This is a genomic window from Halalkaliarchaeum desulfuricum, from assembly GCF_002952775.1.
GTDB classification, from domain to species: domain Archaea; phylum Halobacteriota; class Halobacteria; order Halobacteriales; family Haloferacaceae; genus Halalkaliarchaeum; species Halalkaliarchaeum desulfuricum.
The window spans coordinates 2,133,774-2,148,190 of record NZ_CP025066.1 but is presented as its reverse complement, the minus strand read 5'-3'; the positions used below and the strand labels follow the sequence as shown (position 1 = coordinate 2,148,190).

13 protein-coding genes are annotated in these 14,417 nt (G+C 64.1%); 7 read left to right on the top strand and 6 right to left on the bottom strand.

Going from position 1 to position 14,417, the window contains the following annotated elements; all coding sequences use genetic code 11:
- Positions 1-3: 3 nt before the first annotated feature.
- On the top strand, positions 4-1,449 hold the full coding sequence (locus tag AArcSl_RS10780) for a phosphohexomutase domain-containing protein (RefSeq protein WP_119818888.1): 1,446 nt from the start codon (positions 4-6) through the stop codon (positions 1,447-1,449).
- A gap of 98 nt (positions 1,450-1,547) precedes the next feature.
- The gene (locus AArcSl_RS10775) at positions 1,548-2,918 is read left to right on the top strand and encodes a geranylgeranyl reductase family protein (RefSeq protein ID WP_119818884.1); all 1,371 of its coding nucleotides are present in this window, start codon (positions 1,548-1,550) and stop codon (positions 2,916-2,918) included.
- A gap of 61 nt (positions 2,919-2,979) precedes the next feature.
- Here the strand turns inward: AArcSl_RS10775 and AArcSl_RS10770 are convergent, their stop codons facing one another.
- The 5 genes from AArcSl_RS10770 to AArcSl_RS10750 all read right to left on the bottom strand — a co-directional run bounded on the left by AArcSl_RS10770 (position 2,980) and on the right by AArcSl_RS10750 (position 7,106).
- Positions 2,980-3,462, bottom strand: a complete 483-nt coding sequence (locus AArcSl_RS10770; protein ID WP_217563442.1) for a DUF456 domain-containing protein — start codon at positions 3,460-3,462, stop codon at positions 2,980-2,982.
- Complete coding sequence (gene tmcA, locus AArcSl_RS10765) at positions 3,459-5,720, bottom strand: tRNA(Met) cytidine acetyltransferase TmcA (protein WP_119818880.1); 2,262 nt, start codon at positions 5,718-5,720, stop codon at positions 3,459-3,461. The genes AArcSl_RS10770 and tmcA overlap by 4 nt, the downstream gene beginning before the upstream one ends.
- A gap of 58 nt (positions 5,721-5,778) precedes the next feature.
- Complete coding sequence (locus AArcSl_RS10760; RefSeq protein ID WP_119818877.1) at positions 5,779-5,979, bottom strand: dodecin; 201 nt, start codon at positions 5,977-5,979, stop codon at positions 5,779-5,781.
- A gap of 96 nt (positions 5,980-6,075) precedes the next feature.
- A complete protein-coding gene (locus tag AArcSl_RS10755; RefSeq protein ID WP_119818874.1) occupies positions 6,076-6,417 on the bottom strand; it encodes a DUF7116 family protein in 342 nt (113 codons plus the stop codon).
- Positions 6,418-6,824: 407 nt separating this feature from the next.
- Positions 6,825-7,106 (bottom strand): VOC family protein, encoded by a 282-nt coding sequence (locus AArcSl_RS10750; RefSeq protein ID WP_119818871.1) that lies wholly within the window; start codon positions 7,104-7,106, stop codon positions 6,825-6,827.
- A gap of 326 nt (positions 7,107-7,432) precedes the next feature.
- Between AArcSl_RS10750 and AArcSl_RS10745 the strand changes: the two genes are divergently transcribed.
- The gene (locus AArcSl_RS10745) at positions 7,433-9,676 is read left to right on the top strand and encodes an NADP-dependent malic enzyme (RefSeq protein WP_119818868.1); all 2,244 of its coding nucleotides are present in this window, start codon (positions 7,433-7,435) and stop codon (positions 9,674-9,676) included.
- A 30-nt stretch (positions 9,677-9,706) separates the two neighbouring features.
- Here AArcSl_RS10745 and AArcSl_RS10740 read toward each other — a convergent pair whose 3' ends face one another.
- Positions 9,707-9,991, bottom strand: a complete 285-nt coding sequence (locus AArcSl_RS10740) for a DNA-directed RNA polymerase subunit L (RefSeq protein WP_119818866.1) — start codon at positions 9,989-9,991, stop codon at positions 9,707-9,709.
- A gap of 94 nt (positions 9,992-10,085) precedes the next feature.
- On the opposite strand from AArcSl_RS10740, the gene AArcSl_RS10735 reads away from it, so the two are divergent.
- From AArcSl_RS10735 to AArcSl_RS10720, 4 genes are all read left to right on the top strand, one after another.
- Positions 10,086-11,282: an NAD(P)/FAD-dependent oxidoreductase gene (locus AArcSl_RS10735; protein ID WP_119818863.1), complete on the top strand. Its 1,197-nt coding sequence runs from the start codon at positions 10,086-10,088 to the stop codon at positions 11,280-11,282.
- 5 nt (positions 11,283-11,287) lie between these two features.
- Positions 11,288-12,397, top strand: a complete 1,110-nt coding sequence (locus AArcSl_RS10730; protein ID WP_119818860.1) for an NAD(P)/FAD-dependent oxidoreductase — start codon at positions 11,288-11,290, stop codon at positions 12,395-12,397.
- A 182-nt stretch (positions 12,398-12,579) separates the two neighbouring features.
- A complete protein-coding gene (locus tag AArcSl_RS10725; RefSeq protein ID WP_119818857.1) occupies positions 12,580-14,031 on the top strand; it encodes a sodium-dependent transporter in 1,452 nt (483 codons plus the stop codon).
- Positions 14,031-14,381 carry a hypothetical protein gene (locus AArcSl_RS10720; RefSeq protein WP_217563441.1) on the top strand — a complete coding sequence of 117 codons (351 nt, stop codon included), beginning with the start codon at positions 14,031-14,033 and terminating at the stop codon, positions 14,379-14,381. The genes AArcSl_RS10725 and AArcSl_RS10720 overlap by 1 nt, the downstream gene beginning before the upstream one ends.
- The last annotated feature ends 36 nt before the right edge of the window (positions 14,382-14,417 follow it).

Here is a 14,417-nt window from a genome sequence, read left to right as displayed (position 1 = left end):
CGTATGGATCTGTTCGGGACCGCGGGAATTCGGGGGGATGCGCGCACACGAGTGACGCCCCGCCTCGCACTGGCCGTCGGGCAGGCGCTTGGAACGGGCATCGGAGAACAGGACTCCCGGACGGAGCACGGAAGGAGAGAGGAACCGGACGGGGCTCCCGAGGTAGTGATTGCCCGGGACGGCAGGGACACCGGACCGGCGCTCGCGGCGGCGATGGAGGCCGGGGTGGCATCGACCGGGGTTCGTCCCGTTCGGGCCGGACAGCTTCCCACCCCGGCGCTCGCGTTCGCCTCGCGGGGGCGCCGCGGTGTGATGCTCACCGCCTCCCACAACCCACCACACGACAACGGCATCAAACTGTTTTCGGACGGCAGCGAGTTCCCCCGCGAACTGGAAACGGCGATCGAGGAAGCGATCGCGAAGGGGACCGCACCGGCAGCGTGGGACGCCTGGACGGAAGCCGAAACGACGAGCGTGCTTCCGGCGTACCGGCGGGCAGTCGTCGAGTACGCGTCGACGATTGCCGGGATCGAACCCGATGACGATCCGCCGCTTGCGGGGATGCGCATCGCCGTCGACTGCGGCAACGGGATGGCGTCGCTCGCCACGCCTCCGGTGTTGCGCGAGCTCGGTGCCTCCGTTCTCACCCTCAATGGAAACGTCGACGGCCACTTCCCCGGCCGAGAGAGCAAACCCACACCGGAGTCGCTGTCCGACCTGCGCCGGTTCCTCGCCGACGCAGACGATGTCCCGTTCGGAATCGGTCACGACGGCGACGCCGACCGGATCGTTCTCGTCGACACCGACGGCGAAGTGATCCACGAGGACACCGTCCTGGCGATTCTGGCCGAGGAATACGTCCGTCAGTCTGCTGCCGGCGGCCGGAGACCTGAAACGACCGATCCGGTGGTGGTGACGACGCCGAACGCCTCGAGCCGGATCGACGAGCGCGTTCGGACGGCCGGCGGCCGCGTCGAGCGCGTCAGGTTGGGTGCCCTCCACGAGGGGATCGCCGGCATCGAGGCCAACGGTGGGGACGTCGTCTTCGCCGCCGAGCCGTGGAAACACATCCACACCGCGTTCGGCAGGTGGATCGACGGCGTCGCCAGCGCGGCCGTGACGTCGTGTCTGGTCGCCCGCGAGAGCCTGGACACCCTCCGGGAGCCGGTGTCCGCACGACCCTACCGGAAGGTGAGCGTCGACTGTCCCGACGACCGGAAAGTCGACGCGATGGAACGCCTCTCCGAGACGCTTCCGGCGGCGTTCCCCGAGGCGGACGTCTCCACCGAACACGGGATCCGGCTGTCGTTCCCCGATGACTCGTGGCTGCTCGTCCGTCCCAGCGGGACCGAGCCGTACGTCCGACTGTACGCCGAAAGCGACGACGTCGACGACCTCGTCGATCGGGCTCGCGGAAAGATCGAGTCGGCAGTCGACACCGCCCAGTAACCGACGAACTCGAAAGACCCGACTCGGGATGTGTGACGCCCTGAGGAGGACAGAATTCGGCATAAAGAGTTTTGCTTCCCCGGCAGTCACAACATGCAATGACCGCCCAGGAGTACGACGTGGTCGTAGTCGGCGCGGGGACGGGCGGCTGTTACGCCGCCGCCACGGCCGCTCGCGAGGGACTAGACGTCTGTATCGTAGAGCGAAAAGACGAGTCGGAGGCGGGACACATCGCCTGCGGGGACGCCCTCAAGGGGGCAGACGCGTTTCCGGAGGCGATCCCGAAATCGAAACTGGAGCCGGCGATTACCAACCCCGAGGTCGATCACGGCCGGTTCGAGATCCCACAGGAGGACACGGTGCTCGAGATTCCCGTTCCGGGCGAGCTGGCGGTGATCGACCGATGGGAGTACGGCAAGCGAATCATCGAGGGCGCTACAGACGCCGGTGTCCAGATCGATTACGACACGGTCGTCGCGGACGTGACACAGACCGACGAGGGACGCGTCACCGGGGTTCGGGGGAAAAAGCGCGGCGATGTCGTCGAGTACGACGCGGACGTGGTGATCGACGGCGCGGGGTCGCTGTCGATCCTGCAGGACACGGCCGACCTCTCGGGGGCGACGTTCGACACGAACGTCTCGTTTTCCCAGTTCAGCTCCGCGTACCGCGAGATCGTGGAGGTCCCTGAACCCGTCGAGTGGAACGACGCGCTGGTGTTCAAGCCGACCGAACGCGCGGCGGGCTACCTGTGGTACTTCCCCCGGACCGAGACGGAGATCAACGCCGGCCTGGGCTTTCAGATGAACGAGGAACCGATGAAACTGGTTCGGGACCTCCAACGCGATCTGCGCACCCGTCCGGAGTTTTCCGGTGCCACAGTGAAAGACAAACTCGGCGCGGCGCTTCCAACGCGGCGCCCGTACGACTCGGCGGTCGCGCCCGGGTTCATGGCGGTCGGGGACGCAGCTGCCCACGTCAATCCAACGACGGGTGGGGGGATCGCCGGCGCCGCCTACGCCGGCAAGTACGCCGCAGAGCAGGCGGTCAAGGCGATCACGGACGAGGACGTCTCGGAGGCTGCGCTGTGGGAGTACAACCAGCGGGTGATGGATCACTTCGGCGGTCGGTACGCGGGCCTCGACGTGTACAACATCCTCTCGACGGCGGTCGACGTCGACGACCTGATGGGGCTTCTCGCGGCGCTGCCCGGCGAAAAGCTCGCCGAGGCGCTTTACTCCGGGACGACGTCGGTGGGGCTCGGGCTCAAGCTGAAAACCGCAGTCAAGAGCTTCGGCTACTGGGGCCAGATATGGAACTTCTACGAGACGAAGTCGCTCGCCGACGAACTCATCGACGAGTACGAGCGGTACCCCTCCTCGCCGGGCGGCTTCACGGAGTGGCAGAGCCGGCGTGACGAAATCATGGATAGGATCTACGAGACGACCGGCGCGGAGCCGAAGTACTAACACCCACCGTTTCCGTGTCGGGTGGTGCGCTCACTTCCACGAGGCGAGACCGCGGGTTTGCTCAAAGCAGAACCACGAAAACGACGAATCCGGCGAGCACCGACAGCGTCAACAGTAACTGCACTCCCGTCGAAGCCAGGATTCCGGCGAGCGTATACATCGCCCGCCGGAACGCGATCTCGGGCGGGACGTCCTCGAGCAGTTCGGCAACGAAAACCACGGCGACGATCCCGACCACGATCCCGACCGGGCCCGCGACGAAAAACAGCAACAGCCCCGCGACGATTGCGGCGATCGTCGTCCGGTTCGACGCGCCGGTGGCTTTCGCCGCGATCGCGCCGCCGAACTGTTCGACGACCGCTGCGAACAGCGCGACCGCGAGGAGACTGAAAAGCAAAAGCGGGCCGATGGGCTCGCTGCCGAACAGCCAGTAGACGAGCACGCCCGCAAGCGAGAACAGCCCCGAGGGAACCAGCGGGACGACGCTACCGACGACGCCCGCAATCAGGAGCACGACCGCGACGAGCAGCGCGATCTCTATCATTCGTATCGCCCCCGTTCATCGCGGGCGGTGACGCCGCCGTATCGCTCGACGAGGGGTCGGTACGCCCGTCCGAGCGCTCGGAGACACTCCCCGCGGGAGTGGTATCCCAGTTCCTCTGCGACCGATTCTGCGGGTGCCCCCTGGAGGACTTTCCGAACCAGTAGCCGTTGTTCGTCGGGGGAAAGGCTCCGGACGTCCTCGCAGCCCGGTTTGTCCTCCGGGTGCGACGCGAGCAGTCCCGCCATCGCGAGCTCGCGGAACGCTCCCGGGGCGGCGGTGTACATCCCCGGCCCGTAGGCGGCGCTCGCGACTACGCGCCAGTCGCGATCCGACAACCGATCGGCCGCGATCTCCGGATCAGCAGGGCAGGCACCGATCGCGAGTCGGGCGACGTCGGGATCCAGATCGGCGAGCGTATCCGAGAGGAGATCCCGCATCCGATCCCGGAAGTACGCCGCGTGACGCGCCGCAAGCTCCTGGCCAGTCTGTCCGGTCGGGTTCAACATGAGCACGGAGTACTCCCCGCTCGAGTCGTTTCTCGTCGTCGAGACGTGGACGGTTCCGTAGCCGTTGTCCGTCCAGAACCCGAGCAGTTCCGGCGTCGCGCCGTAGCCGACGCCGAGATACTCGATCCCTTCCTTGGAGCCGATCCCATTTCGGAGCTCCTCGAGCAGTCGGGAACCGAGCCCTCGAGATCGGACAGCGTGGTGGGTCGCGATCCGGGCGATCCGGTAGCCCGTCGGGGCACCCGCATCGGGATCCCGGAGCTGGCTGGTCAACACGTCCGGCAGCATGTTTCCGCGGATCCGTTCACCCAGGTACGTCCGCAGACGGGTCGCCTCACAGAGCCCGCCCTCCCGGGCGACAAGCGCCACAGACGCCACGTGGCCGCCCGACAACAGCGCGTGGACCGACAGGTTCGGCGCGTCGAGGAGCCGGGCGAGGTCGTTCGGCTCCGTCCGGTAGTGGGCGGTCACGAGCAGCCCGAACGCCTCGCCCAGGAGGTGTTCGTCGGCGGCGAGTTCCTCGGGAGAGAGCTCCCGATAGGTGCAGGTCTCGGGAGCGGCGTCCGCGATGGCCGGTTCCACCGCCGGGCTGGCGTCGAGCAACAGCGCCCGGAACGCCCACGACTCGACTGGATCGCCGGCGGCATACCGGATCGGTTCCCGCATGGAAAGCTCCGTGACCCGGAACTCGGACTCCGCGAGGCGGTCGCGGAACCGGACCGAAAACCCGCGTCCGGAGCCCTCGTAGCCGTGGACGGTGGTGCAGAAGCCGACTGCTGGCGCTTCGAGCAGGCGTTCCAGCGTGCGCACCGGCAGCGCGGCCGCCTCGTCGACGAACACGACGTCCGGCTCACCCGGCAAGCAGACAGCCTCGGCGGGGAGAGCAAACCGGATCTCGCTCGTGGTGGCTCCCAGGTCGTCGACGATCGTCCCGGCCCGCGCGAACAGTTCCCCGGCGTACTCCCTCGTGGGTGCCGTAACCAGCACGTCCAGACCCGTTGCCGCGAGCGCCCCGGCGGCAAGCCCGGCCGCGCTGGATTTCCCTCTCCCCCGGTCGGCCTCCAGCACGACGGCGTGTCCGGGATCCCGGAGTCGCTCGAACGCCCCGACGGCCCGTGCCTGATCGCCGGTCAGACACCGGTCGTAGACCGGATCCGGAAACGTCGCCCCCGAAGGGCGCTCCGGTTTGCGGCGGATGGGTGCCTCCGGGGGATCAGTCGTCCCCTCGCGAACGATTCGGGTCTCCTCCTCGACACCGGCGCCAACGTCGACGATTCCGACACCCGGATGCTCCCGGAGCGTGGAGACGAGTCTGGACCGGAACCGACCGCCAACCTGGTCGACTTCGAACGGTGGCACTGCCATCGATTCGTCGAACGCGTCCCTGCGCTCCGGCCAGTCGTCAAGCGGCGGCGTCAACAGGACAAACAGTCCACCGCCGTCTACGACGCCCGCGAGTTGCCCGACCACGTTCGGAGTGAATTCCTCATGGCAGTCGAGCAGGACTGCGGTTCGCGTTTGTCCGAGTAGCTCGTCGGCGTTTTCCGGGGGGTAACGTTCGAACCGGAACCCCGACCGAGACGAGACGACGGTAACGGACGCGTCCACGCTGTCGTCGCCGACGGAGCCTACGATCGCGTCGAATGCGGCGTCGAATCCAGCGTCGCGGTCGCCCGCGATCACCAGGAGGCGCCGCTCGTTTGCCCTGGTCGCCTCCTGACGAAGCTGCCGGGCGAGTGCGGAGACGCTCATGCAGGAGGGTACGGAAGAAAACGGCAAGGTCGTTGCGACTCGACCTCGAGGCAATCGATCAGTCTTCCAGTTCGAACGCGACTTCGACTTCAGCCTGGTACTGCCTGTCTTCGACACTCGCAATTTCGACGCCGAACTCCTTTACTTCGGCCCAGTAGACGTTTTCTAGGGTGTCTTTCGCCCGATCGATGGCGTCGTCAGCAGCAGCGTCGAAGCTCTCGTCACTTTTCCCGATCAGCGTGATTTTCTTGTAAACCATGGCGATGGCTCCTACTCGTGGAGAGATATTAAAATGACGTGTTGTTTCTGCGAGAGGAGACCCCTCCCCTCGACGAACGGCCGCCGGTTGGAACTCTCAGGGGCTGTTCGGTGCGCCCTGCATCACTTCGAAGTCACCCTCCCTGTCGACACCGATGACTGCCCAATCGTACGGGGGTTTCAACCCGAGCAGGAACTCCCGGAGGTCGGGGGCCGCGCGTTTCCAGGTCACATAACACCGAAGTCGGGCGCCGTCCTCGCCGCCGTCTGTGAGTACATGTTCCGGTTCCTTCGCGTCGTCCGCGTCGAGCGGAACCACGTGAACGCGGCGCCACTTTCGCTCGGCGACGAACGTCGTCTCCCCACCGGAGATCGTGTAGCCGAGCGACCTGAACACCTCCCTGGCCTCCGTCGTCGGTGGCATGCTTGCAGGGGCCATCTATCGGAAGGTTGCCCCTACTCTATGTTAAAATTTGTCACAGTACATCTGGCGGTGTTCAGACTGTGTAGGTTCGGTCGGGTTCGGGCATCGTTCCACCGACGTCTGTAATCGCCAGTGCCATCGATTGACCTCCTCTCCGCCCTAAAGGGCGAAGATTCCCACGGCACTGCGCCGCTGAGTTGGGAGTTTTCAGGTTTGCAGTCCGGTCGGCATGACGGGACTGCTGGCGGGGCCAAGCCGCCGTTACTCCTATCCCCGGTATGGGATTCAGAGTTACCTGTTCAGAGAATCCAGCGGTCACGAAAGGGATTCTTCCGGACGTAGACTCCCGAATCCCGATATTATCCGTTTACTCGGGCGGCTGAACCGCCTCGGTGTATTCATGCCTAGGTTTCACGCGATTATTAAACTCCGGGTATCTGACTTCCGGTGGTTGATTCCCAGTTGTCGGATTCATCCCCGCGCTGAACACGGGGCTTTCTCCTCGATTCTCCGTAATCGTGTGGCTCCCCGCGGTACGTTCGGTTCGTCAGGCGAGGTGGTTCGAACCGGTAGACGTCCCACTCGTCGACACCTAGAATTCCCCCGAACCGGTTCATTCCGTCATCCAAATCTTCGACGACGAACGCCACCTGCGTTATCTCAGGTATCGTTACGTCTAACTGTGGTACGTCTTCTGGAATCATACAGTTATAATGTCATTTTTATTTAATAAATCCACCGCCGACACAACGATATCGGGACCGCAAACGACAGAGACCACCACAGGGCAGTACCTATGGTTACTTTGGGATTTGATTGCCGACAGCCACACGGCATTGCTGGTGCTTATTCACTCCCGCATAGAACTGTTCGGGCTTCGATCTCGCCGGCGAAGAACGCCAACCAAAGGCGTTCCCGAGCAGAGATTTCGAGGCCGCCATCGAACGGCCGGTAGATCTGTTCGACGTTCGACGAATACACACTCGACACGGACACATAGATTTTTACACTCCCGAAAGGACCACCCAACATGGGACTAGAAGACGACGCAAGGGAATATCACCGGCGCGACCCGCCGGGGAAGATAGAGATATCGACCACGAAACCGACAAACACACAGCGTGATCTGAGTCTCGCGTACTCGCCCGGTGTCGCCGCACCCTGCATGGACATCGACGACAACCCCGAGAAGGCCTACACCTATACGGCCAAGGGGAACCTCGTGGGGGTGGTCTCGAACGGCTCCGCGGTGCTGGGTCTCGGCAATATCGGGGCACAGGCCTCGAAGCCAGTGATGGAGGGGAAGGGCGTGCTGTTCAAGCGGTTCGCCGACATCGACGTGTTCGACATCGAACTCGATCACGTCGATCCCGACGACTTCGTCCGGTCGGTGGCCGCGATGGAGCCGACCTTCGGCGGGATCAACCTCGAGGACATCAAGGCCCCGGAGTGTTTCGAGATCGAGACGCGGCTCCACGAGGAGATGGACATCCCGGTGTTTCACGACGATCAGCACGGCACTGCGATCATCTCCGGTGCCGCGCTGTTGAACGCAGTCGACATCTCCGACAAGCGGATCGAGGACCTGGAGATCGTCTTTTCGGGGGCAGGCGCCTCGGCGATCGCGACTGCCCGGTTTTACGTCTCGTTGGGGGCAAAAAAAGAGAACATCCTGATGTGTGACTCCTCGGGGATCATCACCGAGTCCCGATCCGACGATCTCAACGAATTCAAACAGGAGTTCGCCCGGGACGTTCCCGAGGGCGATCTGGCGGACGCGATGGAGGGGGCGGACGTGTTCGTCGGGCTGTCGGTCGGTGGCATCGTCTCGCCGGAGATGATCCGTTCGATGGCCGAGAACCCGATCGTGTTCGCCATGGCCAACCCCGACCCGGAGATCGACTACGAGGACGCGAAAGGTGCCCGCGAGGACACCGTCATCATGGCAACCGGGCGGTCGGACTATCCGAACCAGGTGAACAACGTGCTCGGGTTCCCGTTCATCTTCAGGGGAGCACTCGACGTCCGCGCCACCGAGATCAACGAGGAGATGAAGCGGGCGGCCGCCCGGGCGCTCGCGGAGCTGGCACGAAAGGACGTGCCCGACGCCGTCGTCAAAGCCTACGGCGATCAGCCGCTCCAGTACGGGCCCGAGTACGTCATCCCGAAGCCGCTGGATCCACGGGTGCTGTTCGAGATTTCGCCGGCCGTGGCAAAGGCGGCCATCGAGTCGGGAGCCGCCAGAAAGGAGATCGACGTCGAAGCGTACGTCGAACGGCTCGAGGCTCGCCTCGGGAAGTCCCGCGAGATGATGCGGGTCGTGTTGAACAAAGCGAAAAGCGATCCCAAACGGGTTGCGCTCGCGGCGGGTACCGACGAGAAGATGATCCGTGCCGCCTACCAGCTCGAAGAACAAGGGATCGCAGAGCCCCTGTTGCTCGGAAACGAAGAGAAAATTCAAAAGACTGCACGGCGCCTTGGACTCGCCTTCTCGCCGACCGTCGTGGATCCGCGAACGGAGAACAACGAGGAGTACGCACAGCGACTCTACGAACTCAGACGGCGAAAGGGGATCACGCGAAGCGAGGCGGAGGAACTGGTCAGACGCGACTCGAACTACTTCGGGAGCGTGATGGTCGAACAGGGGGACGCCGACGCCCTGCTTACGGGACTCACTCACCACTACCCGTCCGCGCTTCGACCACCGCTTCAGGTGATCGGAACGGCCGCGGACACCGAGTACGCTGCGGGCGTGTACATGTTGACCTTCAGGAACCGCGTGGTGTTCTGCGCGGACACGACCGTAAATCAAGATCCAGACGACGAGGTGCTCGCGGAGATCACGCGTCACACCGCCGATCTCGCGCGACGATTCAACGTGGAACCCCGGGCGGCGATGCTGTCGTACTCCAATTTCGGAAGCGTCGACAACGAGGGTACCCGCAAGCCGCGTCGCGCAGTCGAGATGCTCCACGAGGATCCGGCGGTCGACTTCCCGGTCGACGGCGAAATGCAGGCCGACACAGCCGTCGTCGAAGAAATATTGAACGGCACCTACGAGTTTGCCGAGCTCGACGAGCCCGCGAACGTGCTCATCTTCCCGAACCTCGAGGCGGGCAACATCGGCTACAAGCTGCTCCAGCGGCTCGGCGGCGCGGAGGCGATCGGCCCGATGCTCGTCGGGATGGAAAAACCGGTACACGTCCTCCAGCGGGGCGACGAAGTGAAAGACATCGTCAACCTCGCGGGCGTCGCGGTCGTCGACGCCCAGTAACCGGTCGGCTGGGCCGCCGGGACAACTCGACTATACCGCGGCGTCGAACGCCGCGATGAACTCGCTCGACCGTTCGCTCACGGTTCCGGCGGCCGACTCCAACGCCTCGAGGGGATCGACGTCGCCGTCGGTCGTGATCGAAAGGACAGGCTCCGTCTGACCCCCCGACTGTTCGGGATTCATGTCGTAGGTCGCGGCCTCGACTCCGTCCTCGGCGAGCAGCGAACCCTTCAGCACGTTCATGAACGTGTGGTCCTCCCCGGCGATCTCGATGCGGAGTTCCGCGTCGGTTTTCTGGATGACCCGCAGTTCCATACCGCTCTTTTGCCTGTTCGAGGTTTCAACGTTTCGTATCGACGACCGCCTCGGCCGAGAAAGCTATTTGCCTGCCCCGCGACTGCCGACGTACATGGGAACCCAGTCGCTCCCGTCCCGGACCGACGTGGTGGTTGTCGGTGGCGGGATCATGGGAACGAGTACCGCCTTCTTCCTTGCAACGGAAACGGAACTGGACGTGACGCTCCTGGAGCGAGACAACATCGCGAGCGGTTCGACCGGTGACTCCTCGGCGATCCTCCGCCACCACTACGGACCGCAGGAGATCTACGCCAGAATGGCCGCCTGGAGCCACGACTTCTACCGGGAGTTCGAGGGACACACCGGCGAACCAATCGCGTACGAACCGAACCCCCTCGTCAGACTCGGCCGGGAGGACACTCCCACCGGTCGCTACGCCCGGGAGGGGTTCGACGTACTGACGTCGCTCGGGATCCCGGTGAGCGAAGTCGACCGGGAAACGCTCGCGGCGGCGTTCCCGATGCTGGCACTGGGTGACGTCGAGTTCGGGATCGTCGACGAGACCGCCGCCTACTCCGACGGCGCCGACGCGGCCGGCGGTTTCGCCCGGGCGGCCGGGAAAAACGGGGCGACAGTGCTCACGGGGATACCCGTCGAGGAGTTGCTGGTCGACGAGGACGCCATCGCGGGCGTGAAAACCGACGCGGGGACGGTCAAAACCGAGAACGTCGTCGTGGCTGCGGGACCGTGGACTCCCGAGCTACTGGAGCCGCTCGGCGTCGAGATTCCCCTGAAACTCACGAAGGAGGAGGTGCTCCTCCTCGAACCGGGAGAAGAGTACGAACCGGGAGACGTCAGTACGATCCCGACGACAGCGCCGCCGGGGGGCGACTGGTACGTGCGGTCCGACTTCGGCGACGGCGTCCTGATCGCGACACATCACACAGGGGAGACGGTCGGACCGGACGCCCCCACCGGCACGGTCGAGGAGTCGACAGTGCTGGAACTGACCGAGGCGCTCGTCGAGTTCGTTCCCGGGCTCGAGGACGCCAGGCTGCGTGGCAGTTACGCCGGAATCTACTCGAACACACCGGATCACGACTTCGTGATCGACCAGATCGGGCCGGCTGGCTGTTACGCCGGCTGCGGGTTTTCGGGACACGGATTCAAACACGGACCCGTCGTCGGCAAAGCGCTGAGTGACCTTGTCGCGACAGGCTCGACGGACGTCTTCGACATCGAGTTCTTCGGCCTCGATCGGTTCGAGGCCGATCCCGCGGGCCACGGGAAACCGGCAGACAGCATCTAACCTTCATGAAACCAACAGTAATCGTCGGCGGCGGCATCGTCGGTGTAAGTCTCGCGTACCATCTCTCCGGGGAGGGCCGGCCAGTCAAACTGTTCGAGAAGAACTCGCTCGGATCGGGAACGACGGCCGCGTCGATTGCACAGTTCATCCGGTATCAGGGGAGGCCCGATCGGGCAGAACACAAGCGCCGGGAGATGTCCTGGGAGTGGTACGAACCCCTGATCGAGAGCGGCGAGTTCGAGTTCGATCCGATCGGGACGCTTCATACGGCCTCCTCGGAGGCCGACGTGGCCCACCTCCGGGAGCTACACGCGACCTACGACGAGTTCGGCTTCGTATCCGAGATCGTCTCTCCGTCGGACCTGACGACGTACGGCCTCGACCCCGAGCGGTTCGCCGGGGGGCTTCTCGTCCCCGAGGACGGCGTGCTCGATCCGAACGAGATTCTCCAGTACATGTCTTCGGTGGCCCGCGACCACGGTGCGGAGATCGAGACCGGCGTCGCCGTGACCGACGTGATCGTCGAGGGCGGTGCCGTCGCGGGCGTCGAAACCACGGAGGGGAAAACGGATGCATCGCGGGTGATAAACGCCGCCGGGCCCTGGGCACACGAGATAGATGAAATGGTCGGTGTCTCCACGCCGCTCCGTCACACGGAGGGGCCGATCGTCGTTCTGCAGGCGAACCGGACCCACCCGGTTCCGCTCACGTTCTTCGAGGACGAAGTGTACGTGAGACAGGAGGGAAGCGGGGACCTGCTTGCCGGACGGTTCGCCAGAGCATACGAGGACACTACGCGGTTGGATCCGGATCACGCCCGGCCCATCGAGGAGTCGTTTTACCTCACTGTTGCGGACGTCGTCGATCGATACTTCCCGTCGCTTTCGGATGTCCGAATCCTCAACGAATGGAACGGGCTTCGGACGGTGACTCCCGATGGACTGCCGATCGTCGACGACACCGCGGTCGACGGCTACCTGCTCGCCGTCGGGATGAGCGGCTACGGCGTCACCACGGCGCCGGCGATCGGCGAACTGATCGGAGAGTGGTTGCGAGACGGGGCCAAACCGGATCTGCTCCAGTCTCTCGCAATGGACCGGTTTGATGCTCAATAATCATTACTGTTCAGAATTCCGAATACGAGTTTTCCAGACCCAGCCGAACGGTCGTTCGATCGCAGTGTCCTCGGCCGTTGACGTGACACGTTCTTGCATGTCAAAATACATCAAACAGCATACAGAACCATCAAGAATTAAGTACTTTGTGGGTAGTTGCCTGTAGTGAGGCATGGTATGTCATGAGTGACGCGAAAGTTTCACGCGCAGAATGGGGAACCCGATTCGGGTTCCTGATGGCAATGATCGGCGCCATGGTCGGCTCCGGGAACATCTGGCGATTCCCGTTCGTACTGGGGGAAAACGGTGGGGGGGCGTTTCTGCTGGCGTTCCTCATACTGCTGTTCCTGATCGCCGTTCCCGGGTTGATGGCCGAAACGGCGCTGGGGCGGTACAGCGAGAAAGGTGTGATCGGCGCGTTGCGCGACTGCACGGGCCCGGGAGGAATGGCCGGACTCGGGGTGATCGTCATCCTCGTGAACATCGCGTTGATGACGTACTACTCGCCGGTGGTCGGCTGGATCCTGTATTACATGCTCCAGTCGTTCACCCTCGAGTTCACCGCCGCCGGCTTCGAGGCGGAGGCGTTCTGGACTGCGTTCACCAACAGTCCGGGGATCATGGTCCTCATGCACACCATCGTGATGGCCCTGGTCGCCGGTGTGCTCGTGCTGGGCATCCGTGACGGCGTCGAGCGGCTCGTCGTGTACGCCGTCCCCGGCCTGGTGATCGCGCTCGCCGCAATCGCGATCCGCGCGCTGACGCTGCCGGGCGCCGCTGAGGGGCTGGCGTTCACCTTCACCGTCCAGTGGGAGTACCTGCTGATCAGCGACACCTGGATCGCCGCGCTCGGACAGGCGCTGTTCTCGACCGGTCTCGGTTGGGGTATCGCGATCACCGTCGGGAGCTACCTCCGCGAGTACGACGACGCGCCGCTGGGTGGCGGCTTCTTCACCGCGATCGGCGAAGCGTCGATCGGGGTGCTCGCGGCGTTCGCGATCTTCCCGCTGGTGTTCGCCTACGGCCTCGATCCTGACGCCGGCGCCGGCCTGACGTTCATCACGCTGGTGCAGGTGTTCGAGCCGATGCCGATCGGCGACCTGTGGGCGATAATCTTCTTCGTCGGGTTCTTCCTCGCGGCGTTCACCTCCGCGGTGGTCATCACCGAGGTGACGGTGACGACGGTCTTCGAGGAGAGTCCCCTGTCGCGCAACCAGACTGTGCTCGCGGTGACGGGCGTCATCTGGTTGCTCGGCCTCCCGAGCGCCTACTCCGTGTCGTTCCTCGACTTCGCGGACTTCACGTTCGCCAACTGGGGACTACCGCTGGCGACGCTGGCCGTGATGATCGGCATCGGCTGGTACTTCACCCCCGAACGGCTCCGCGTGCTCTCGGTCAACAAGACCAGCGGACTCTACGTCGGCACGTGGTTTAACCCGATCGTCAAGTATCTGATCCCTGTGGTCATGGTTGGGATCATGGCGTTCTTCGCTTACGAGAACTTCGGGACCAACGAGATGATCGCAGGCGTTGCCGTGCTGATCACGTTCCCGATCGCCGGCTACCTGATCATGAACTACTTCGACAAGCCCGAAGCGACAACCGATACTGCAGCACCGGGAGGTGACGACTGATGACCGGAATCACACCCGTCGTCGGACAGATCCTGGGCCTCTCCATCGAGGCCTGGATCGGGATGATTATCGCGATCATCGCGTTCTGGGTGCTCGCTACCTGGGCCCTGTTCAAGACGCTCCGCCAGGACGAACGGAAACTGGAGTTGGTCGACCGGCAAGGCAAGATCGAGACGTACTCGCCGCAGGCACTGCAGGATCTCCGCGACTGGATCGAGGCCAATCCGGACGATCCGCTCGTCGAGGAGGCGAGAGCCGAGTACAACAAGTGCGTCGAGTCGCTCAACGAGGTCGACGAACCGTTCTACGACTGGTCACAGGAGAAGATCGACAACCTCGAGAAGCTCTAGCGCGTCCGGAACGTCGGACGAACCGATCGCCTGTTG